This window comes from Nonomuraea sp. NPDC003201, from assembly GCF_053590415.1.
Genome location: NZ_JBSFTC010000070.1, coordinates 18,926 through 42,609 on the forward strand (window position 1 = coordinate 18,926; position 23,684 = coordinate 42,609).

Annotated in this window: 7 protein-coding genes and 1 pseudogene; 3 read left to right on the plus strand and 5 right to left on the minus strand. The window is 67.2% G+C overall.

Features of this window, described 5'->3' with window-relative positions:
- Positions 1-25 precede the first annotated feature (25 nt).
- Positions 26-2,695: a CHAT domain-containing protein gene (locus ACWDX9_RS24565; protein WP_449957659.1), complete on the plus strand. Its 2,670-nt coding sequence runs from the start codon at positions 26-28 to the stop codon at positions 2,693-2,695.
- Here ACWDX9_RS24565 and ACWDX9_RS24570 read toward each other — a convergent pair.
- Positions 2,687-3,670: a patatin-like phospholipase family protein gene (locus tag ACWDX9_RS24570; protein WP_449957661.1), complete on the minus strand. Its 984-nt coding sequence runs from the start codon at positions 3,668-3,670 to the stop codon at positions 2,687-2,689. The genes ACWDX9_RS24565 and ACWDX9_RS24570 overlap by 9 nt on opposite strands.
- 125 nt (positions 3,671-3,795) lie before the next feature.
- On the opposite strand from ACWDX9_RS24570, the gene ACWDX9_RS24575 reads away from it, so the two are divergent.
- Both ACWDX9_RS24575 and ACWDX9_RS24580 read left to right on the plus strand, forming a co-directional pair.
- On the plus strand, positions 3,796-6,759 hold the full coding sequence (locus tag ACWDX9_RS24575; protein WP_449957663.1) for an FGLLP motif-containing membrane protein: 2,964 nt from the start codon (positions 3,796-3,798) through the stop codon (positions 6,757-6,759).
- Between the two features lie 157 nt (positions 6,760-6,916).
- Entirely contained in the window at positions 6,917-8,866 is a 1,950-nt protein-coding gene (locus tag ACWDX9_RS24580) for an IS1182 family transposase (RefSeq protein ID WP_449957665.1), read from the plus strand.
- Between the two features lie 826 nt (positions 8,867-9,692).
- Here ACWDX9_RS24580 and ACWDX9_RS24585 read toward each other — a convergent pair.
- The 4 genes and pseudogenes from ACWDX9_RS24585 to ACWDX9_RS24600 all read right to left on the minus strand — a co-directional run.
- Positions 9,693-9,899 carry a hypothetical protein gene (locus tag ACWDX9_RS24585; protein ID WP_449957666.1) on the minus strand — a complete coding sequence of 69 codons (207 nt, stop codon included), beginning with the start codon at positions 9,897-9,899 and terminating at the stop codon, positions 9,693-9,695.
- Between the two features lie 10 nt (positions 9,900-9,909).
- Entirely contained in the window at positions 9,910-20,199 is a 10,290-nt protein-coding gene (locus tag ACWDX9_RS24590) for an RHS repeat-associated core domain-containing protein (RefSeq protein ID WP_449957667.1), read from the minus strand.
- 1,915 nt (positions 20,200-22,114) lie between these two features.
- A complete protein-coding gene (locus tag ACWDX9_RS24595) occupies positions 22,115-22,933 on the minus strand; it encodes a class I SAM-dependent methyltransferase (RefSeq protein WP_449957669.1) in 819 nt (272 codons plus the stop codon).
- A gap of 14 nt (positions 22,934-22,947) precedes the next feature.
- Positions 22,948-23,684, minus strand: a pseudogene (locus ACWDX9_RS24600) (ABC transporter permease); the annotation flags it as partial.

The window sequence follows — 23,684 nt, forward strand, 5'->3', positions numbered from 1 at the left end:
TACGCCGATCATGGAATGTCGGGATATGGCCGACCCGGTGTGGAACGGAACAGCCGACCTCCTCCCTTTGGCGTTGTCCCGCCCCCACCAGGCCCTCGAACAGGCGCGACAGCTCCTCGGCCGGGATCCGCCCCCGTTCGAGGCGTCGGTGGCCCGGCAGGCCATCGGGATCGTTCTGCGCGAGTTCGGTGACATCGACGCGGCCGTGGACGAGCTGCGCACGGCCCGGCGGCTGGCCCGGCTGTCACGCTCGGCCGACCGCGAGGCCGACGTCCTGGCCACCCTCGGGGTCGCACTCGTTTTCGCCGGCCGTACGACAGCGGGAAGAAAGGCGCTCGACCTGGCCGTCCTGAACTCCGCTGGTCGGCTGCGGGGCCGGATCCAGTTGCGACGCGGCGGCGTTCTCGTGGTGCTGGGCCACTATCGGGAGGCGCTGGCCGACCTCAACGGCGCCATCGCCGTGCTGCGGCTGGCCGGTGACCGGATGTGGGAGGCCAGGGCCCTCACCGAGCGCGCCTTCTGCCATCTCGCCCTGGGGTCGGTACGGCAGGCAGCGGCCGACCTTGGACAGACGGAGGAGATGTTTCGCGCCACCGGGCAGGAGCTCGAATCGGCGGACGCCGTAGCGCACCGGGGCGTTCTGGCCCTGCACATCGGCGACCTGCCCACCGCCCTGGCCTGCTTCGACGCCGCGGCGGAACGCTTCGAGCGGCTCGGGGTGTCGGATCCGAGCCTGAGCGCGCACAGGTGCCGCGCGCTGCTGGCGGCGGGCCTGGCGCAGGAGGCGTTCATCGAGGCGGACTCCGCGATCGAACGGCTGGAACGGGTCCATGGGCAGCCCTCGAAGCTGGCCGAGCTGACGCTGCTGGCCGCCGACTGCGCGCTGGCGGCGGGACGTCCACAGGTGGCCCTCGACCGCGCCGCCACGGCGATCGGGCTCTTCGGGAACCAGCGCAGGCGCTGGTGGCAGAGCCATGCCCGGCTCGTCCTGGTGCGAGCGGAGCTCGCTGCGGGGCCACCCACCGCCGCTCTCCTGGCGACCGCGGTCCAATGCGCCGCCGAGCTGGCCGACCTGTCGTCTTCCGATCTGCCCCTCGGCCGCCTGGTGGCGGGCCGCCTGGCGCTGGCTCTCGGCCGGGCGGCAGTGGCGGAGCAGTACCTGAGCGCGGCCGCCCGGGCGCGGTGGAGCGGTCCGGCTCAGACCCGTACGGTGGGCTGGCTGGCGGAGGCGCTGCTGGCGGAGGCGGCCGGCAACACACGGCGCCTCATGCGGGCGTGCAGGCGCGGCCTGGAGGTGATCGACGAGCACCGGGAGACACTCGGCTCGTCGGAACTGCGGGCGCAGGCCACCACCCTCGGCGCCCAGCTCGCCGGGCTGGGCCAGCGGCACGCGTTGCGGCTCGATCGGCCACGCCTGCTGCTGACCTGGTGCGAGCGATGGCGCGCTGGCGCCCTGTCGATCCATTCGGCGCGGCCGCCCGACGACGAAGAGCTCCAGGCGGACCTGGCCGCAGTGCGGATGATCTCCAGCAGGCTTGTCGACGTGCGTGCCCAGGGGCTGCCGACCGGGGCGCTCCAGGCCGAGCAGCTCCGGCTGGAGCGGGCGGCCAGGGCCAGAGCGCTGCGCACCCGAGCCTCCGGCACGCCGGCCCCTGCCGACTTCGACGTACCCGCCCTGCTGGCCAGACTGGGCGACGACATCCTCCTCGAACTGGCCGACGTGGACGGTGAGCTGCACGTGCTGCTCTGCGGCTCCGGCCTGGTGCGGCGCTTTCCCGCCGGCCGGCTCGACCGGGCGGTGACGCAGATCCACAGCGTCCGGTTCGGGCTCTCCCGGCTGGCGCACGGGCGCTCCAGGCTGGCTCCCGAGGAGATCCTCAAGCAGGTGGAGACCGGCTCTCTGGTGCTGGAACGCACGCTGCTCGGGGAGGCGCTCGCCCACCTCGGCGACCGTGATGTGATCGTCGTCCCGCCCGGACGGTTGCACGCCGCGCCCTGGGCACTGCTGCCCGCCCTGCGGGACCGGGTCATGAGCGTGGCGCCCTCGGCGGCGTCCTGGCTGCGTGCGCGGGACTCCACCGAGGGCGGAGAGGGCGTCATGCCGGCGAGCGACCTGGGCCTGGTGCCCCATGGACAGGGCGTCGTCCTGGTCCACGGCCCGGGCCTGGCCTCCCACGGGGAGGAGGTGCTGCGGATCGCCGCCGACTACGCGAGCGTGTCGCCTGCGGTCGTGCTCGGCGACGGAACCGCGACCGCGGCCCGTGTGCTCGCGGCCATGGACGGGGCGGACCTGGTGCACATCGCGGCGCACGGGACCTTCCGCGACGACAGCCCACAGTTCTCCGCGTTACGCCTCGACGACGGCCCGCTGATGGTCTACGACCTGGAACGGCTGCACCGGGCACCCCGCCAGGTCATCCTGTCGAGCTGCGACTCCGGCCAGGTCGCCGCGATCGGCTCCGACGAACTGCTGGGCCTGGCCGCCTCCCTGATCCAGCTCGGCACCGCCGGGATCGTCGCCAGTGTGGTCCCGGTCAACGACCTGGCCGCGGTGCCCTTGATGGTCGCTTTGCACCGTCGGCTGCGTGCCGGTTCGAGCCTGCCCGCCGCCCTGCGTGACGCGCGGCTCGCCGCGGGTTCGGATCCGGTCGCCCTGGCCACGGGCTGGTCCTTCCTTGCGCTCGGGTCAGGCTGAGACCGGCTGGCGGTAGCTTGCGAGGTACTCCTCGAAGTCCCACTCGTTCAGGAACGCGTTGCCGGCCCGGCGGCCGCTCTCGAAGAGCCGGTCCTGGGCGTCGCGCGGCAGGTCGAAATCGGTGGCTCTAATATCGCCGGGATCGGCGAAGATCGTCCGCGCCTGGATCGCGGGTTCGTCGACGATCATCCGGTCATGCGCGCTGACCGTGGTGTCGACGAGGGCCTTGAGCAGGCTGATCGGCCCGGCGATGGACTTGCGTCCGGTGATCAGGCTGGTGCCGTTGGGCGGCGAGGACAGCCGGATCCCGAAGGTGGGCCAGCGCGGCTTCTTGCCGTCCTTCCGGTCGAAAATGGTGATCGGGTAGTTGGACAACATTCCGCCGTCGGTGAACACCACGGGCGGTTGCCCCTCGATGGGCACCTCGACTGGGCGGAAGAAGAAGGGGATCGCCGCCGAGGCGCGCACCGCGTCGGCGACCGGCTGCTCGTCCGGGGCCAGCCCATAGCGCCGGTAGTCCCAGGGCAGCCGGATCATGCGCCCGCTCGTCACGTCCGACACGATGACCACGAGCTTGTAGGCATGATCGTCAGCCAGGTCGCTCTTGGGGTCGTTGAGCCGCAGGTCGCGGAATGTCCGCACGTTCCTCTCGGCGAGGCTCCCCTCGATCCACCTGTGCAGCTCGTCCCCGGAGTGCAGGCTGAGCCGGAACAGCAGCCCTGCGCCCTTCCCGATCGGGCCGAACGGCGGGTCGTCCTGGAAGCGCCGCAGATCGGTCTTCCGCATCAAATCGACCGCCTCCGGCACGGGCATCCCGGCGGCCAGCAGCGACCCCACGATCGCGCCGGCCGAGGTGCCGGCGACCCGTCCCTCCGAGCCGAAACGGTAGCCGTGGTCGTGCAGCGCCTGGAGCGCTCCGACCAGCGCGAGCCCCTTGACCCCGCCGCCTTCCAGAACCACGTCCGCGACATCCATCTCCGTCCCCTCCTCCTGTTTGTGGCTACTGAGGAGGAGCAGCGGGCAGGTCTCCCGATACATCGGTATTTGGCGGCTCCTCCCACCCTCCTCTCCTGCGAAGCGCCGTTTGGGGAGGAGTCGGCATGCGAGGCTGGATAGGGATCGTTCTCGCCGCGATGTCAGCGGTCGCCTTCCCGGCGACGGAGGTCAACCTCAGTCCGAGCTGGGGTGTGGCGGGCACCCAGGTGACCGCCACGGTGGCGGGCGCCTGCGACACCACCTACACGGCGACGTGGCAGGAGAACAGCTCGGTGACATACCTGTCGTTCTCAGCCGAGTCGAGGTCCTCCGTGACCTTTGCCGCGCCGCAGGGCAGCCCGGGCAAGCACCGGGTCACGATCAGGTGCGAGAAGCGAGCCATTAGCGGTGAGCGTATCTTCACCCTGATCGACGTCGGCACGGACGCGGTCATGGCGGCTCCCGGCTCCTCCGTCACCGTCAGCGGATCCGGGTTCGTCTGCATGGACTCCTTGACCCCGCCGCCCATGGTGACCCTCTCATGGGCGGGCCAGAAGGCCCAGGACAAGGCGGGTGAGGACGGCCGGGTGACCGTCACGATCCAGGTGCCGAAGGTCCAGGCCGGTCCCGGCGAGATCGAGGTGTTCGTCGGCTGCCCCGAGCTGAAAGGGTCGGTCGCGCGGATTCCGATCAACGTCCCTGGCCTCGACCTCGTCTCCCAGATCGCCGCGGGCTCGGAGCTCCGGATCGCGGGAAAGGGCTTCTCCTGCGGCTCCGAGGCCGGACAGCGCGCCGGGCCGCTGCGCTTCGCCGTCGACGGAACCGTCGTGCGCTCCACATCGGTGGCCTCCGACGGCGCCTTCACCGACACGCTGCCGCTGCCCGCCGACCTGAAGCCTGGGGAGCACCGGATCGAGGCGTTCTGCGACGCCAGAAAAAAGGAGGTGGTGACCACCACCTTCACGATCCCGAGCCGTCCGGCCCTGGCCCGGACCCCCTCGACCGGTACGGCAGGCAGCCGGGTGACCGTGAACGGAACCGGCCTCAACTGTACGGCAGGCAGCCTCTCCTGGGACGGCGAGCAGGCGAAACAGCCGGTCACCGTGGCCGGCGGGATCTTCTCTACCAGTGTGGCGGTGCCTGCCGATTCCCGTTTCGGCCGGCGCCAGATCGTCATGGACTGCGGGCGGGAGCGGCTGACCGCGGACTTCGACGTCGTGCCCCGCGAGCCTCGGCTTGCCGTACACCCGGGCCGGGCCATGGCCGGTGCGCAGGTTGATCTGACCGGCACCGGCTACGACTGCGGTGACCGGGCAGGGGCGGGTGGCGACGTGGTGTTCATGTGGGGAGCGGAGGTTCTCACCCGGGCGGTCGGGGGTGATGGGAGGTTCTCGGCGCGGCTCGTGGTGGCGTGGGATGCGAAGCCGGGGGTACGCACGATTGAGGTGGCCTGTTCGGCGGACGGGCTGCGTACCGGACGGACCCAGCTCAGCGTCGAGGTCGCTGACAGGCCGACAGCCCACTCGCCCCGCCCGACCCCCTCACCTGATCCGAGCCCCCCGCCTGACTCGGGCCACTCACCCGAGCCAACCTGGTCCCCTCGCCCGGAGATCCCCACGCTCCGGCTCCACGTCGGCCATGGTGAGCGCGGCGACCGGGTGCGCGTAGAAGGCACCGACTTCGCCTGCCCCCAGGTGGACCTCGCCTGGTCGGACCGCACCCCCACGAAGGTGATGCCGGTCGACGGCGCCTTCACCATCGAGACGACGGTCCCATCAGACCTGGCCGACGGCCGCCATGACGTGGTGGCCCGCTGCCCGGACAACCCAGAACTGATCAGTCACGAACAGTTCGACATCCTGCCGACCACCGAGGCCACCCTGGAACTGGTCCGCGGCAAGGGCCCGCCGGGTTCCCGGGTGACCGCGATCGGCCACGGGTTCCCGGCCCCGTGCATCTCCCCGAGCCTGCACTTCGACAAGGAGACCCGACCCTTGAAGGCTCTCGGGACCGTGCCCGCGGGAGGCGAGTTCACTGTTCCCGATAGGGGTCACGGCACCTACACGGTCGAACTGGTCTGCGCCGGCCTGGCCACGGCCTCCGCCGCCTACACCATCCCCGAGGTCTGGGTCAGGTCCGAACTCGCGGCCTCGATCAGGGGCCCGGGCGAGGTCTCGACACGGATCGACCACATCGTCGGATCCTTGGTGATCGGCGCGATCATCATGCTCCTGCTCGGCTTCCCCGCGGAGATCTTCAACAAGGCCTACGAGAACAGCAGGGGCGTCGGCACCCGCTCCCGGAAGCTCCGCCGCCTGCGGGACTCCCTGGGCAAGATTCCGGTCGTCGTGCAGTTCGCCGCCTCCTGCGCCGCCGGGGCCGGGCTCCTCACACTGGTCGCGCCGCCGGATGACCGGACCGGCCGGACCGCTCTGGCGTTCCTCATCGCGTTCGCGGCGACCACGCTGACGTTCACCGTCGTGAACGAGGTGTGTACGCGCTGGCTGACCGGCGAGCCCGGTTCGTTCCGGGTGCTTCCGGGTGGCCTGGCCGTCGCCGCCGTGTGCGCGCTCGCGTCGCGGTGGCTGGATCTCCACCCCGGCTACGTATACGGGCTGATCACGGTCTTCGTCTTTCTGCCGGACGGCAAGACGGCGGTTGAGCGGGGTGATGACAAGGTCCGCGCACGCGCCGTCCTTGTGGCCGCGGTCGCCACGCTGCTGCTTAGCCTGGTGGCCTGGCTCGCCTGGATCCCGTCGCACGACGAGGCACTGCGAGCGAGTGCCGATCCGACGACGCTCCTGGCTGACGCCGTCTTCGCCACGGTCTTCGTGATGGGCGTGCAGAGCGTGCTGTTCGGGCTGATCCCGCTGCCGTTCCTCGACGGGTACAAGCTCAGCCGGTGGAGCTGGCCGCTGTGGGGGGCGACCGTCCTAGCGGCGCTGCTCGCCTTCGTCCACATCGTGTACGGCGAGGAGTCCGAAAAGGTCATGGAGTTCAACTGGCCGGCGGTGTGGGAGATGCTGTCCTTCTTCGTCGCCTTCGCGGTGCTGTCCCTGGCGTACTACTCCTTCGTTCGCATCAGGTAGCAAGGTGTACAAGTGCTGCAGCGTCCGCGCGTCACCGTGCGAACGGCAAGGTAATCTATCACCAGGACCACCGCTGGTGACGACACGCCCGTCCTGCTGGACTCTGCTGGTTAACTCCCGCGGTGTCGGCTGGTTCGTGATCTGATGGCTTCTGCCCTTGATCACGCCCGTGGGAGCAGCCGTCGCATTTGTCCTGGCTGCGGGATGGATAGAGGTGGCCGTGTCGATGCAGCCGATGCCGTGGCCGGAGCCAGCGCCCGAGGTCGCCGCGGCGATCCGGGCCATCTACCGGGGCAAGCGGCAGGTGCCGTTACCGGTGCGGGTGCGTGATGAGCTCGGCGAGGTGTTCGCCGATGCGGCGTTCGCGGGCGCCTTCGGCAAGGAGGGCAGGCCGGGCTGGTCACCGGGTCGGCTGGCGTTGATCACGGTGTTTCAGCGGGTGGACAACCTCACTGACCGGCAGGCCGCCGAGGCCGTTGCCACTGACCTGACCTGGAAGTACGCGCTCGGCCTGAGCCTGGACGACCCGGGCTTCGACGCCAGCGTGCTGAGTGAATTCCGCTCGCGGGTGATCGCTCACGAGCTGGAGGACAAGCCGCTGGATCTGCTTTTGTCGGCGTTACAGGAGCGAGGGTTGCTGGCGGCGGGCGGCAAGCAGCGCACCGACTCCACACACGTGATCTCCGCGGTGCGGGATGTGAACCGGGTGGAGTTGGCCGGGGAATGCGTGCGGGCGGCATTGGAAGCGCTGGCGGTGGCCGCACCCGGCTGGGTGCGGCAGGTGCTGGAAGTGCCCGGCTGGGCCGACCGCTATGAACTGCGGGCTGATTCCTGGCGGATGCCCACCTCCAAGTCCAAACAGGAAGAACTCGCGCGGGTCTACGGGGCTGACGGATATGCCCTGCTCGAAGCCGTGTATGCGCCGTTCTCCCCGGCCTGGCTGCGCCACCTACCGGCCGTCGACACGCTGCGCATCATGCTGATCCAGCACTATGTCCGCAGCACCGACCGGCGGGGACGGCAGGTGATCAAACGGCGGCAGGACCTCAACCAGGGTGGCGAGGGCCTGCCGCCGGGCAGATACCGGCTGGCCTCCCCATACGACCTCGACACCCGCTGGGCGGCCAACGGCAGCGAGCTGATGTGGAACGGCTACAAGGTGCACATCAGCGAAACCTGTCACCGCAGCGCCGACACCCACGACATCGTCGCCGAGGCCGGCGGCACCGACCTCGTCACCGGCTCCGACACGAGGCTGCCGAATCTGATCACGAACGTCGCGACCACCGACGCCACCGTGCCCGACACGGCGATGACCGAGGTCATTCACCAGCACCTGGCCCGGCGCGGTCTCCTGCCCGCCGAGCACTACCTGGATGCCGGCTACTCCTCCGCCGAACTGATCGTCCAAGCCCGTGAGCTGCATCAGATGGCGCTGATCACCCCATTGCGGAGCGACAACTCCGTGCAGGCCCGCACCCGCAACGGCTACGACCGCACCGCCTTCACCATCGACTGGGAGCATCGACAGGTCACCTGCCCGCAAGGACAGACCAGCACCTCCTGGACACCCTGCCGGCAAAAGGAACAGCCGATGATCGTGGCCGCCTTCCCGCTCAGCACCTGCCGCCCCTGCCCCGTCCGGGCCTTATGCACCAGCGCCCAGCGCAGCGGCCGCCACCTCACCCTGCACCCCCGCGCGATCCAGGAAACCCTCGACACCGCCCGCGCCGAACAGACCACCCCCGCCTGGCACGACCAATACGCCCTCCGATGCGGCATCGAAGCCACCATCCATCAAGCCGCCACGGTCACCGGCCTGCGCCGCGCCCGCTACCGCGGCATCAAGAAAGTCCACCTCCAACACGTCGTCTCCGCCATCGCCGTCAACCTCATCCGGCTGAACGCCTGGTGGAATGGCCCCCGTGGACCGGAAGCGCATCAGCCACCTGGCCCGACTCGAACCAGCCCTGACCGCCTGAAACGAGTTAACCAGCAGAGTCGACCACCCGATCAAAACGAACAGGCGGTGGTGTCCATGGAGGGCCAGATCGAACGCCACGAAGTACTCGGAGGAGCGATCAACGAGTACCGCCGAGCCGCATAGCTACGTTGGAGAAACCCCAGGCCAAGCCCTACGCGCGAGTTTGACGCGCTACAAGTTCCAGAGCGCTGATGTTGATCATGGTGTTTGCGGGTTTGGTGCGCGCGAGCACGCACGGAGCACGCAACCGCTAGACGAAAATTCTAGAACGCATCCGATCCCGCATAACTGCAGGTCAGGACATGATCAAAGCGCGCCCTGCAGGATTCGAACCTGCGACCGTCGGATTAGGCAGTCGAAGTCCACAGAATTAGTGCGCGAGCCCTACCGAAGTTTGAGACAAGGCATTCTGTACATGTTCAGCAAACCATTGGCAACGCGCTGCTTTCGATAAATCAAGTATTGGCTGCCAACGCAATCGGACGTAAAGACTAGATCAAGCTTCGTCTCGACTCGTCTCGAAAGCACAGACATCGGAGTTGCGCGCACTGCGACCATCGGATTAGAAGCAAGATCTTTTAGTGTCGCACAGTGCCGTTTGATAGTAGTTCGTGCCGACTCTACATACATCGCGTGTCAGGCGGTGCCCGGCCCTGACGCCACGTGACGGAGCGTACGAGCACGCACGGAGCACGGCGGCTGCAGGTCTCACAATTCAGTCACCACGTCTGATCTCAGGCTTCGCAGGGCGCACCAAAACTCCGGTTCCACAATTTGAGCAATCACTCAAATTGTGGCGCCCAGGATCCAACAAGCCTGCCAAAAGCGGACGGGTCACCGCATCATTCCAATCCCGCCGCCATAATAAGTAGAGCAAGGCGACTACCAAGCGCCGCTGCCAGCTTGTGCGCTTCTCAGTTTTATGATGCAGGGCTTCACGAGGCATCGATCAGTCCGCGTCGCCCTCGTGATCGCCCTCTCCGTCCTTCCTGGCGATGAGCCGACTGAACGCGCCTACGACCGCCAAGACCGCGCCGATCAGGAAGATCGGAAAAGCACCCGGCGCTCCTTGGGGCAGCGCCGCCCAAGATATGACCGCGGACAGCGCCATCAGGACGCAGCCGATCAGGAGGATCGTGCGCCAGACCGACATCATGACTTCTCCATCATTGCGACTTCACAGTGACCGATTCGTTTCCCATGATCGACTGATAGGTGATGACGACTCCGCGCCCCTTGCTGTTGGCGACGTTGATCGCGGTGGCGGCGATGGCGACGACTGCGGTGACGTAGCCGCACACCGGGGCGAGCGCGACAGACATCGCACAGAGTCCCGCGACGGTGCCCACGCCGGCCAACACTACGTTGAGCAGATTGACTTGCTGAGTCGAGAGGTAGATGTCGCAGGAATAGGTGAGCGCGTCGGTGATGTCCTTGGCCGGGTCACAGGTGCTGCCCCTGGCCCCCCTGTCGTCTTCGGAGACGCATCCCGCCTGCCCATTCTTCTTGGCGCACTCCATGTATATCTTCGGCACGTCCGCGCACCGGCTCATGCTGTTACTGGTGTCCTTCACGCAGAAGCTCAGCGATTCCTGGACACCTCTGCAGAACCAGTCGTCGTGCTTGCCATAGGACTTGGAGGACCTGCAGGAGAAGTAGTTGTCGGCGAGGAATTTGCAGCCATCGTGTCCGCGCTTGCTACGCATCCGGCAGTCCTCGTACGATCCCGCCACGTATTCGCACGTCTTGCTATCGTTGCGTACTCGACAGTCTCGATGGATCAACTCCTCGTTGCTGCACATCTCCCGGGACCAGGAGCGGTTGGAGCGATTCGCCGCCCGGCAACTCTGGTATATGTCGCTGCCTTCACCGCATTTGTCCCTGCCATAACCACCCGCCAGGCAGCCGGCGTAGACGAAGGCCCCGTCACGGCACTCACCCCGCAGATTATTCTTGCGGCAGGCCGTATAGTCCGCGACGGTGTACTTGCACGTCGTGCTCTCGTACGGCTGGTGGCGTGCGCCGCTGGCGCATTCGGCGCGGATCTCCTGCTGCTCGCACTTCGTTTGCGTCTGCTTCTGACGGCATTGGAGGTAAACGTTCTCAACCTTCTTACAGCCCTTGGTTCCGTAGTACTCCACGCACTCGGGATGGTCCTGCTTCACCTCTGCACAGGGCTTGGCACCGAATTTGCTCTTGCAGGAGCTCAACGTGAGCGGGGTCGTCTTCTTGGTGGTCGCCTTCGCCGCCTTCATGACCTTCGACACCGACTTGTGACCATCGGGGTCGATGTTGGTCAGCGGGTTGGCGTTGGCGTAGGCGTACCGGTTCAGTTGGACCGAGGGGTCGGCGTTCTGGGTGAGTGTGTCGCGTGAGACGAAGCTTCCCGTACCCGCCTGGTACCAGCGGGCGGCCATGTTGGTCTTCCCGGTGCTGGGGTCGGTGTAGGCGCCCTGGTAGCCGAGCGCGTGAGCGTTGCCGGTACGGGTCACCACCTCGCCGAACGGGTCGTAGGTCACCGAGTCGGCCAGTGCCGTCCCGTCGGCGGTGAAGGAACCGATCAGGTCGCCCCGCAGGTCGCAGAAGGCGAGCTGGGCTCCGACGCCGTCGCTGATTCCCAGTGTGCGCCCGAGGGCGTCGCGGCCGTAGGACGCGGTCTTGACGTTGTTGCCATCCGTGATGGCGACCAGGTTGTTGGATTGGCCGTCGTAGGCGAATCGGGTGGTCTGGCCGCTCTCGGTGCGGGTCTCGACGCGCCCGAGCGAGTCGTAGTCGTAGGTGACGGCGTTGTCTTGGGTGAGGCGGTCGAAGGCGTCGAATCTGGTGATTCGGACAATGCCGCTGGAGTCTTCCGCCAGGGTGCCGCGTGCGGTGTAGGTGTAGGTGTGACCGTCTCCGGAGGTGAGACGGTTGCGTTCGTCGTAGGTGTAGGTCTTGCTCCCGGCTCGGGTGCGGTTGCCCGCGGCGTCCCACTCGTAAGCGGTCTTGTTGCCATCGGGTGCGGTCCACGAGGTGAGCCGGTTGGACCAGTCGTAGGAATAGGTGTTTTTCCCCGCGCTGGCCGTGCCGGCCGTTGTCTTGGTGATTAAGTTGTCGTCCAGGTCGTAGTCGTACTCTACGGACGCGATGGCACCGCCCGCGGAGGTGGTGAGCTGATCCTTGGTCAGCCGGTTCAGGGCGTCGTAGGTGTAGGCGCGGCGCGCTCCCGACTGGCCGTAGGACATGTTGATCAGCCTGGACGCCGTATCGTAGCCGTAGCCGATCGTAGTGGCGCTGACCGGATCCATCGACTGGGTCAGCCGGTCGGCGTCGTCCCAGGTGAATATGGATGTCCCGGTGGTGTCCACGCGCTGGACCAGCCGGTTGTTGGCGTCGTAGGCGTAGGCGTTGAGGTCGCCGCCAGCACCGGTGGTCTTCAGAAGCAGACCGCGATCGTTGAGGGTGAAGCCCAGGTCGCCCGCCGCGGTCAGCCGGCCCGCCAGGTCGTAGCCGAACGTGAGGTCCTCCGTGGTGGCCTCGGCGCCGCTGCCGGACTGCTTGATCAGCCGGTTCAGCTCGTCGAAGACGCGCTCGACGCGGACCCCTCCCGGAGCGACGGTGGTCACGGGGTTGCCGACTGCGTCGTAGCCGAGGGTCCAAGTCCGGTCGGCAGGGTTCGGGTGGGCAGCGGTGGCGGGTTCGATCACCGATTCCGGCAGGCCGAGACTATTGTAGGTGGTGTAGGTGCTGTGGCCGCGGCCGCTGGTGGAACGGGTCTGGGCACCGGCCGCGTCGTAGCCGAACGACGTGGTGATCTGCTCGGTGGGCGAGACCGGCTCACGCTGCTCGACCTGCCGGTTGGCTGCGTCGAAGACGCGGGTGATGGTGTGGCCTTCCGCGGACGTCCGGCTGGTCTCGTTTCCTGCCGCGTCGTAGCCAGTCTTCTTGGTGCGCAGAACCGAACCGTCGACGTCCAGGTCCTGGCTCTGGATCTGGCGGCCTGCCAGGTCGTAGCTCGCGATATTCGCCAGGCCCAGCGGGTTGGTGGTCTTGACGACGCGGCCAGCCAGGTCATAAGCGAATTTCGTGGCGTTGCCCAACGCGTCGGTCTGCGAGATCAGCGCGCCGGTCGGGTCGTACGCGCGGCTGGTCGAATCGCCGGTTGGCCGGATCGTCTTGGTCACCCGGTCGCCGTCGTCGTACTCCATTCTCGTGACGTACACGGCCTGGGCGGGCTTACGCTCGATGGTGCTCAGGGTGATCTGGCGGCCCAGGTCGTCGTAGGTGGCCTCCGAGCGGGCCGCGGTCGGGGCGGTCTGCGACAGGATCTCGCCCAGCAGGTCATAGGTGTAGGTCCAGGTACCCGCCGCGGACTGACCCACCTTGGGGTCGGTGACCTGGACTTTGTTCCCGAGCCCGTCATAGACGGCCGTGGTCGTCTGGCCACGCGAACTGGTGGCGCTGACCAGTTGCCCGGCGGCGTCGTAACCGGCCGTGGCAACCGGGGTGATCGGCTGTCCGCCCGGTGGCTTGTAGGTCGGCGTGGCCTGGGCGACGACGCGGCCAGCCCGATCCAGGGTGCTGGTCAGCACCCTGCCTTCGGCGTCCACCTGGTGTGTCTGCTCCCCGAAGGTGTTGTAGCCCATTTTGGCGGTCGGCCGCTGAATGACCGGCGCGCTGCCTGCCCGCTCCACGCTCACCGCCGGCAACCGCACTTCGACCGCCAGGTCCAGCGCGTCGTACGTCATGGAGGTGGTGAAGGCGGAAGGGGCCGCGCCCGGCAGGTTCCCACGCGGGTCAGTGATCGCCGTGACCAGGCCGCGGTCGTCCACGGTCAGCGTGGTGACCAGGTCCGCCCCTTCGTTGTGCACGCTCTTGCGGACAAGCTGGTCGCCGCTGTCGTAGGCGTACTCGGTGACCTCGCTGCGGTCAGTGCCGGGCGCGGTCAGGGTAGTCTTGATCACGTTGCCGTTTGCGTCATAGGAGAACGTGGTGGCGCGCTTTAGCCCATCGGGGTCCACCGTCTGGTTGGTTATGCGACCCGCCGCATCGTAGCTTGCCGCCACCGCGAGGGTGCCGCCGTCGGCCGTCTGGCGGACGATGTGGCCAGCCGCGTCGTACTTCCTCGAATCCAGCACGACATCGCGAGGCGTCGCCAAGCCGTTCAGCCGAGCGCCCTTGGCACTCTGCTCGGCGGGCAGGTTGTCGTTGTAGTAGGTGAAGACAGTGGTGCGCCCCATGACGTCCGTCTGCGAGGCCAGCCTGCCACCGGGGTCGTAGGCATTGGAGGTCATGATCACGTCTGTGGCCGGTTGCGGGTCCACCGGGCTGCCGGTCCACCCCTTCAGCGTGGTCGTGGCCAGCTCACCGCGGGAGGTGTAGGCATAGTGGTACGTCGTGCCGCGCTCGTCGGTGAAGCTGGTCTTCTGGCCCTTGTGGTCGTGGGCGAAGCGCTGCACTCCGCCTTCCGGGCCGGTACTGGTCTCGAGTCTGCCGTAGGCGTCGTAGGTGTAGGTCGTGGTACGCGTCGTGTCGCCGCCGGTCAGGTCCGCCCGCGACTCGGTCAGTTTGTTGCCGTCGGCGTCATAGGTGGCGGACCATTGGGAGGTGTGCGTCACACCAGTGACCTCGTTCTTGACCCCGGAATCTGTACGAGAGACGATCCTGCTCAGTCCGTCATAGGCGATCGTCGTCTTGACTCCCTCGGGGAACGCCGCGGAGATCTCGGCCTGCGTAACCGGACGTCCGAGCGCGTCGTACTCGAACTTCTTGACCAGGCCGGTCGGGCTAGTCTGCGTGGCCAGGTCGCCCGCGGCGGTGTAGGCGTAAGTGGTCTCGTTGCCTTTGAAGTCCTTGCTGGACTTCACCAGGCCGGCTGGGGTGAGCCCACCACCGACGGCGGGCTCGGTGCCGTCGGTGTGCGTCGCCGTCTTCGAGCGGCCCTGCGGGAAGTCCGGAGTGGCCGGCGTCGTCTGCTTGGTCTCCTCGCCGAAGACGTTGAAGGACCACGAGGTCAGGTAGGTCTCATCGGTTACCGACGTAGAGCGGGCGTCCCGATGCCCGGTCCTCAGATCGTTACGCGGGTCAAACAGATTGTCGATGTTCAGGTAATAGCTGAAGAACTCGCTGGAGCAGCTATCCACCGTCCGACACGTCTTCCTGGACAGCAGGTTGCCGCGAGTGTTGTACGCCAGCTCCACGACATTGCCGTTGGGGTCGTAGACTTTCGCGGGGTAACCGCCGGTGTCGTAGGTGTAGCGGGTGGTCTTGCCGAGTTGGTCACTCTTGGAGACCTGCCGGTTGCCGTGCAGAGCGTCGTCCACATACGTGAGCATCCCGCCGTGCGGGTCTGCCACCGTCGTCGTGGCGGCGATGTAGACAGTGGTCTCCTTCGTGTACACCGGGGCGGACAGCTTCCACACGCCGCCGTTGCCGTCGGTGTGCTGGGCCAGGCGTCCACCGTCGGCCGCGTAGACGTTCTCCGCCTCGGTGCGGCCCGATGGTGCGACGGCCTTGATCAGCTGAGACTGCGGTGACCGGGCAGCGTAGTGGGTCTTCACGAGCTGGAGCCCGATCGGCTTGCCGTACACGGCGACCTCGTCGATGTCGCCCGCGAACGAGAAGGTCCCCGTCGAGGTGGTCGTCGCGGGCCAGGCGGATGAGCCGAAGCCGGAGCCGATCCGTGTCTCCCACTGGCCCACGTGCGTGATCTCCCCGCCCAGGGTGCCCACGACCTGGCCATCCAGGAAAAGGGTCTGAGTGTTCTCGGCGGCTGACAGGACTACGTGGTGCCAGCCGCCGTCGTTCACCGGGGCGGCTGTGGTGATCGGGGCCGGGGCGCCGGTGTAGAACTGGCCGCGCAGTTTGCCGTCCGTGCCGACATACAGCACAGGGGTAAAGGCCGATGGGGATCGGGAGGCGGAGTTCTGGTAGCCGAGGATGGTGCCGGCGCTGGTGGTCTTGAACCATGCTTCTACTGCGACGTTGCCGCCCTGTCCGCTGATGGCGGCCTGGGGCAGGGTGATGTACGCGGAGTCCGATGTGCCTTTGAAGCGCATCGCGGTGTCCGCCGAGCCACTCAGCGCGCCAGGGACCGCGGGGGTGGCGTCTGCTGCGGTGCCGCTGATCTTGGCCTCGTCTCCGGGTTCGGGGATCCATGGCGCCGAGTTGTCGATCTTCGTGCCGAGGGCGGTGGAGGTCTCGTTCAGCCGCCAATATCCAGTCGGCCCGGAGTCGAGGACCGCGCTGCGGTAGCGGGAGGCGCCGGCGTAGGTGTAGACGGTACAGGCGGTGGTCGAGGTGGGCGGGCAGATCTTGACGAGGTTGTCACCGTCATAGTGGTACGTCCAGGTGATCGCGTTTCCGTCGACCGGGTCGGTGGACACGCTGGTCACGTGGTTGCCCGTCCAGGTGAAGGTGAGCGATCTGCCACCTGGGGAGGTGGCCTTGGCCAGCTTGCCATCGCTGCCGTAGGTCAGTTCCTGGGTGCGGTTGCGGTGGTCGGTCACCTTGATGAGGCGGCCGTTGGCGTCGAACCAGTACGAAGTGGCGGACTTGTCCATCAGCCGCCAGCCACCCTCGGGCAGCGTGCTCAAGGTGGCGAATGTGCCTGACGGTGGCGCGTACGTGCCCTCGCCCTTGGCGGCGAAGCGCGACTGTTCGCCTCCCGGATAGGTCACCAGCAGTGTCGACGTCTGTGGTTCCGGCTCGATGCGCATGTCCCAGCGGGTCGACCAGCCCGAGCCGAACACCCCGCCGGTGCGCGGGTCGAGGCTGTTGTACGTGCGCGTGACGTTCAACGGCGGCCCCACGACGGCGACCGACGCGTCGGTCTCGGCGTTCGTAAAGTTGCCGGAGGAGTGGTTGAACGCGCGCCCGTCGGTGCCCGCGGCCAGGGACGCGTTGATGGTGCCCTGCTCGGGTGTGGGGGTGAAGGCCCGCCACGAGGAGGTCACCGTCGTGGTGCCGGAGGTCGCTTTGGCCTGCCACCAGTACGTCTGTCCCCAGGCCAGCTTGTGTGCTCCACCGCTGCGGGTGTTGGAGACCTTCCAGGTGCCCGACTTCTCCCATGTGAGGCTGCTGTCGCACCAGGTCCAGTTCGGCGAGGTACCCGCGCACAGTTGGAACCAGTAGGTGACGGGGTCCTCGTTCGCCGATTGCGCGAACGCTGACAGCGTCGGCTCCAGCGTCCCCACTTGGCTGTTGGCGCCGGGTGAGAAGCTGAGGAACGGCAGAGCTGTGACGACGCCCGACTGCCACTCCGACCAGGGACCGCTCACACCGGTCGTGGTGACGGCGCGCACGCGCCAGCGGAAGAGCCAGCCGTCCTGCAGTTTGCCGGTAGGGACGGCCATCCAGGCGTTCGTACCGGAGGGGTAGGAAGTCGTGGACTTGCCTGCGTAGATCAGGCCGGTGCCCTGTGTAGGGACGGCCGGGTCGTGCTCCACCTCAATGCTGAGCTGTGAAGCGCGGTTGTCAGGGTCGGTCACCTTGGCGTATAGGGACGGTGTCAGCGTGGTTGCGGACCAGGACGCTGTGCTGCGCCGGGCGGGGGCCATGCCAAGTGCTTCCACGGCCGGGACACTCAGGTTCACCCGTGCCGGCTGCCAGTCCGACCAGGGGCCCTTGATCCCGTTGGTGGTCACGCCTCGGGCACGCCAGCGGATCATCCAGCCGTCGGTCAGCTTGGCCACAGGTACCTGCGCCCAGGCATTCGAGCCCGACGCGTACGAAGTGGTGCCCTGACCGGACCAGATCAGACCCGCGCCCTGTGCGGGTACGGATGGGTCGTGCTCGATCTCCACCCCGAGGTAGGAAGCACGACCCTCGGACGAGGTGACCTTGCCGAACACCCAGGGAGTGAGCGACGGAAGCGTCCAGCCGTCGGTGCCCGACGTGCCTGGTGTCATGCCGACCCCGGCCACGCCGGGCTGGGTGAGTGTCACCACGGCCGACTGCCAGTCCGACCAGGCGCCGGCTGTGCCGGACACGGGGACACCTCGGACTCGCCATCGGATCCGCCAACCGTCGGTCAGCTTGCCCGACGGCACCTGCACCCAGGCATTCGAGCCCGACGCGTACGAAGTGGTGCCCTGACCGGACCAGATCAGGCCCGTCCCCTGCCCGGGCTCAGAGGGGTCGTGCTCGATCTCAGCGCCCAGAAACGCGGCGGTGCCGTTCGGGCTGGTGATCTTCGAGTAGAGCCAGGGGGTGAGCGAGGACAGTGTCCAAAGGCCACTTCCCTGCGTGGCGGGAACGGCGCCGAGCCCCGTGCCGACCGGGTTGCCGACCTCGACCCTAGCGGTCTGCCAGACCGACCATGGACCGTACAAGGTCTGAGAGCTCTGGGTCGGGGTGTGACCGCGCGCCCGCCAGCGGATCAGCCAGCCGTCACGTAATTTGCCCGAGTCGATGGCGAATCGGAGGGCCGATCCTGACGGGTTGCCGGCGCCGCCGGTGTAGCCCCAGATCTTGCCGCTGCCCTGCGATGGAGCAGACGGGTCGTGCTCGACATCCACTTCCAGGCCGACGTTGCGTCCCTCGGCATCGCTCACCGTGGCGCCGAAGGACGGAGTCAGCGAGGTCAGGGTGGAAAGGGTGGTTCCGGACACGCCGGGCGCGGCCGACAACGCGGACACGGCGGGCTTGGTGATGTCCACTCTAGCGCTCTGCCACGTCGACCACGGACCGTACAGATTCTGCGTACCGGACGGGGTGATGCCACGCGCCCGCCAACGGACCAGCCAACCATCCCTCAACACACCCGAACCCACCGTCAAACGCACCGTCGACCCATTCGGGTCACCCGCACCCCCCGTGTACGACCAGATCCGACCACTCCCCTGCGACGGAACCGACGGATCATGCTCAATCTCCACACTCATCCCGACAGTACGCCCATCAGGATCAGAGACCTTCGCCTCCAACGACGGCGTCAACGAACTCAGCGTCGTCAGTCCCGAACCCGTCGTACCCGGACTGGCGGCAAGGTTGGACGCTGTGGGCTTGCTGAGGTCGATACGCGCCGTCTGCCAGCCCGACCAACGGCCGTACAGGTTCTGCGTACCGGACGGGGTGATGCCACGCGCCCGCCAACGGACCAGCCAACCATCCCTCAACACACCCGAACCCACCGTCAAACGCACCGTCGACCCATTCGGGTCACCCGCACCCCCCGTGTACGACCAGATCCGACCACTCCCCTGCGACGGAACCGACGGATCATGCTCAATCTCCACACTCATCCCGACAGTACGCCCATCAGGATCAGAGACCTTCGCCTCCAACGACGGCGTCAACGAACTCAGCGTCGTCAGTCCCGAACCCGTCGTACCCGGACTGGCGGCAAGGTTGGAGGCTACGGGCTTGCTGAGGTCCACCCGGCCAGCCTGCCAGCCCGACCACGGGCCATACAGAATGTCGCTCGTCTCTGTCGGAGTGAGGCCTCGGATGCGCCAGCGGATCAGCCAGCCGTCCTTCAGCAGACCAGAGGGCATGCTGGAGGAGACGTAGGACCCCGACGGATCGGCGGAGCCGCCGGTGTACGACCAGATCTGACCGGTGCCCTGGCCTGCGGCCGACGGGTCATGCTCGACCTCTACACTGATCCCGACCTTGCGCCCATCGGGGTCAGTGACCCTGGCCTCGAACCACGGGGTCAATGACGACAGGATCCACTGGCCGTCCGCGGAACCACCGGGTCCGGCCGCCAACTCCGACGCGGCCGGCTTGCTGATGTCCAGCTTGGCCAACTGCCAGTCCGACCACGGACCGTACAGGCTCTGCGTGCCTGCCGGGGTGTGGCCACGTGCCCGCCAGCGGATCAGCCAGCCGTCATGCAGGACGCCATATGGGGCGGTGAAGCGCACCGTGGAGCCGTTCGGGTCGCCCGCACCTCCGGTGTACGACCAGATCTGGCCGGTGCCCTGAGCAGGAACGGACGGGTCATGCTCGACCTCGACGTTCAATCCCACGGTGCGCCCGTTGGGATCGGTCACCTTGGCTTCGAACCACGGCTTCGGCGATGAAAGGATCATGCTTCCCGAGGCAGGCGTACCTGGGCCCGCGGCCAGCAAAGACACGACGGGCTCTCCAGCGGCCGCCTGAACGGTATTACGGGCTTCCGCTCGATGGAGCACCGGAGCTACTGCGGGCACCCTCCCCGCGGGACGGACGACAGGTTCCGGCTCGGACGTTGATTTCTTGGGCAACGAAGGTGGGGATTTCAAGCCGACGATGGACGAATCGACCAACTCGTGAGGCTCGTCCAGTGGTAGCGCGTCCTTGGGACGCTTGCCGACCTTCACAGGGCGGGTGTCGACCTTGGCCTGCGTGTCTTCGGGCCCGACCAGGTGCGGAAGGTTCTTAGCGGTGCCGGTTTGCTGGACAGGGATACTGCTTGTGGCACCTCTCGACGGCGACTGCGGCACCTCTAATCGCGTGCGCACCGGATCAGCTGCCGCCGGCTCTATCTGCATCTGAACGAGGCTCGGGATCAAGGCAGCTGCAACGACTAAGGTGATGCGAGCTCTCAGACGGCCCTTGCCCTTCAACCCGAACCTACTGCGCCCCATCACGCCAGTCGGTCGAATTCGCGCACGCCGAAGCGTCATGCGTCACCACTCCTGCCATGAAAGGGCGCTCGCGAATCGTGAGGCGAGGGTGCCCTGATGCCCGCCGTAAGATCGACATAAAGACGATCTCTCCTTGTATAGCCGAACTGCCCATTGGGGCCTAGATCTCGCCCAGGCGTCCTTCCATGCGACTCGAAACCGGACGAACGTGATGCGATATCAATGCAGCTCGCAGAACAGGCATACAGGCGTTACAGTGACTAAGATCACATTGGTAAGTGAACGTGCCTGATCAGAGCGTCTACACGGCGCGTACATGCCTCGAGCACAGGTGATTGGTGATCGTTGACACTCAGGGGCCAGTGCTGAGCGATGCGCAGACGTCGTCGTCAGGCCGCCGCGGACCAACTGGCGGGCTGAGGCGGTTTGGGCCCGTAGCAGCGGGCCTCGGTTGAGCCACCGAGGAGCAGAGATCCCTGTGTGCCAGAAACTCGGCGATGAGGTTGACCTGCGGTTTGCTGCGTGTGTTCCGATTGGGCATGATCGCTGTTCATGGCGTTACGGTTGCTCTACCTGATCTTCGTCCGCCTTACGGATTGACTGGTGCTACTGGGCCGCTCACAGAGGTCGAAGGACGTGGAGGTCCTTGTCCTGCGCCATCTGAACCGCTCCGGGATCGGTGGAGACTCTGGTCCTCGTCCCTGCCTGGGACGGACGAAGTCGGCTATACCAGGTCACCTCTCTCCGTCAATGGACTCTTCGCGGCAGTGGCGGCCCATCCCCCGCCGACCGACCATCGGTTGTCGCCGCCGCGGTGCGAATCCACGCCCCCGTGCGGACCGCACTGAACGCAGCACCGCGCACCCGGCTGAACCGGTCAACCCCGCCAACGGAGCCGAACTGCCTCACCTCCGACGACCGCATCTCGTGATCTGGACCGCCGGGGCGGACGGCCGCCGGCAGCGAGCAGGACAACCCCACCTCCCACAGCGCGGTGTCGATCACGCTGTGCAGGGCTGGTGCACGCGAGCACACTCCGAGCACGGTGACCTGGTAATCCGTCCCACACAGATGGCCCATCAACGCATTACCGCAGGTCAGCATCATGATTTAAGGGCATGACGTGCAGAATTCGAACGCGGCAGCCATCGGATTAGGCAGTCGAAGTCCACAGAACTCGTGCGCCAGCCCTACCGAGGTTGGGGACAAGGCATTCTGTACATGTTCAGCAAATGATTGGCAACGCACTGCTTTCGATAAACCAAGTGTTGGCCGCCAAAACGATCGAACGTAAAGACTAGATCAAGCTTCGTCTCGACTCGTCTCGAAAGCGGAGACATCGGAGTTGCGAGCACTGCGGCCATCGGATTAGAAGCAAGATCTTTAAGTGTCGCGCAGTGCCGCTGGGTGATGGTTCGTGCCACCTCAGCGCGTTTTGTGTGTCCGGCAGTGCCGGGTCCTGACGGCGCGTGACGGGGCGTACGAGCACGCACCGAGCACGACGGCCCCTACCGGCCCACCATACCCATCGTCGCCTCAGCGGCGCTTGGACTTGCCTTACCGGAGGGAGCACAAGTGGAGGTCGTGCGCCGGCCTTGGCAGGCCGGCAGATCAGGCACAGCACGCCCCTCGGACTTGATCAGCTCCAGCGGGAGGGTGGTGTCCCCCTCGTCGAACAGTCGCTCGCCCTTGCGGACGGCGCCCGAGGACCGAGCCTTCCTTGCCGCGCTCCTGACGTCGCTGCCGCGCGAGCTCCTGCGCCGGCTGCGGCTCCTCATCTGCCCGGACCCGACCCGGCGTGAGTCGCCGACCGGAATCGTCAGAAACGGTAGTGCGCGACCGTGGTGCCCAGCCTGGAGAAGGCCGCGCTGAGCGCCGACAGTCGGGTCCACAGGCGCAGGGCCGGAGGGAACTGGTCGACCTCGGGCTCCCGAGTGAGCAGGATGTGCCGGATCAGGGTCAGTCGCGGGTTCCACCGTACGGGGTCGAGGCGGTCGAAGCCGGGGGACTTGAAGAGCGGGACCAGGAACCGGCTGCCGGAGTAGTGTTTCGCTGCCCAGACGGTGAATCTGGTGTAGACGTTGAACGCGATCTCCCCGCTGGGAAAGTGGCTGGTGAGACGGTCCAGCAGCGTGATCATCTCTTCCTGGGAGAGGAAGGGCAGCACGCCGTCGGCGACGATCACGGCGGGGCGGTCGGCGGGGAGCGCCTCCAGCCAGCCGGGCTCGGTCAGGTCCGCGCCGATCGTGTGCGTGTGCGGCCGATCGGGGATGACCCGGTGCCGGGCGTCCACGACTTCGGGGAAGTCGAGGTCGTACCAGTCCGCTGTGGGTGGAGGGTCGATGCGGAGGGCCCGGGTGTCGAGGCCGGCTCCCAGATCGATGCCGATCGCGTCGGGGTGGCGGGCCATGAACTGCTGGGCCACCTCGTCCAGCTTCTTGGCGCGCTGGGCGACGTCGATGGCCGAGGCCGCGCTCCAGCGGAGTTTGCGGTGGTCGTAGCCGGTCTTGTGGATGATCTCGTAGGCCATGCGGTCGCCGAGTATGGGGCGTGGCAGGCGGCTGTCGAGCGCCCGGCCGCACAGCGTCACCCACAGGGTTTCCTGCAGCGGGGTCAGGGTGGGAAGGGTCACTCCCATGATGTCCTCCAGGCTCAGGTGGTGGGCATGTCGCGTCGGGTGAATCCGGCCAGGCCGGCCGCGACGAGGGCCGCCGCGACGACGGTCATGACGATCAGTGGCGTGGCCGTCATGACCCCGCCGGGGAGTTTCGGTACGTGCTCGAAGACCGACAGGTTGATGACCCACTGGTCGAGCTGCAACTCCAGGCCGACCCAGCCGAACAACATGCTCACCATGGCCACCGCGAACGTGCCGGCGACCAACCGGGGCAGCAGACCGAACAGGGCGAACGCGACCCCGGTGAACACCCACACCACAGGGAGCTGCACGAGAGCGGCGGCCAGGAGGCGGGACAGCTCACGGGCGACGTCATCGGTGTTGAGGCCGTGCGTCAGACCGGCGGCCGTCCCGAAGGCGATCAACCCGAGCGCCGGGCCGAGCAGTATGAACGCGAAGTGGCTGCCCGCCCAGCGCAGCCGGCGCACCGGGGTGGCCAGCAGGGGCTCGGCCCGCCCGTCGCGCTCCTCGTTCCTGAGCAGCAGCGCGGCCTGGATGGCGAAGCCGGCGCTGACCAGGCCGAGCATGGTCATCATGGGGGCGAGGAACTGGTCGACGAGCGTGCCGGGACCGCCGAGCCGGGCCAGCGCCTCTCGGGCCGCGGCGCCACCGTTGTCCATCAGCGTCCCAAGGCTCGCCGACATCGCGCCGACCACGAGCCCGACCAGGGCGAGTCCGGCGAGCCTGCTGATCAGCGGCCCGCGGTGCAGCC

Bases quoted from the DNA above. Each gene is read 5' to 3' on its own strand.
- ACWDX9_RS24570 (WP_449957661.1), bottom strand. From the start codon at position 3,670: ATGGATGTCGCGGACGTGGTTCTGGAAGGCGGCGGGGTCAAGGGGCTC.
- ACWDX9_RS24575 (WP_449957663.1), top strand. From the start codon at position 3,796: ATGCGAGGCTGGATAGGGATCGTTCTCGCCGCGATGTCAGCGGTCGCC.
- ACWDX9_RS24585 (WP_449957666.1), bottom strand. From the start codon at position 9,899: ATGATGTCGGTCTGGCGCACGATCCTCCTGATCGGCTGCGTCCTGATG.
- ACWDX9_RS24565 (WP_449957659.1), top strand. From the start codon at position 26: ATGGCCGACCCGGTGTGGAACGGAACAGCCGACCTCCTCCCTTTGGCG.
- ACWDX9_RS24595 (WP_449957669.1), bottom strand. From the start codon at position 22,933: ATGGGAGTGACCCTTCCCACCCTGACCCCGCTGCAGGAAACCCTGTGG.
- ACWDX9_RS24590 (WP_449957667.1), bottom strand. From the start codon at position 20,199: ATGCAGATAGAGCCGGCGGCAGCTGATCCGGTGCGCACGCGATTAGAG.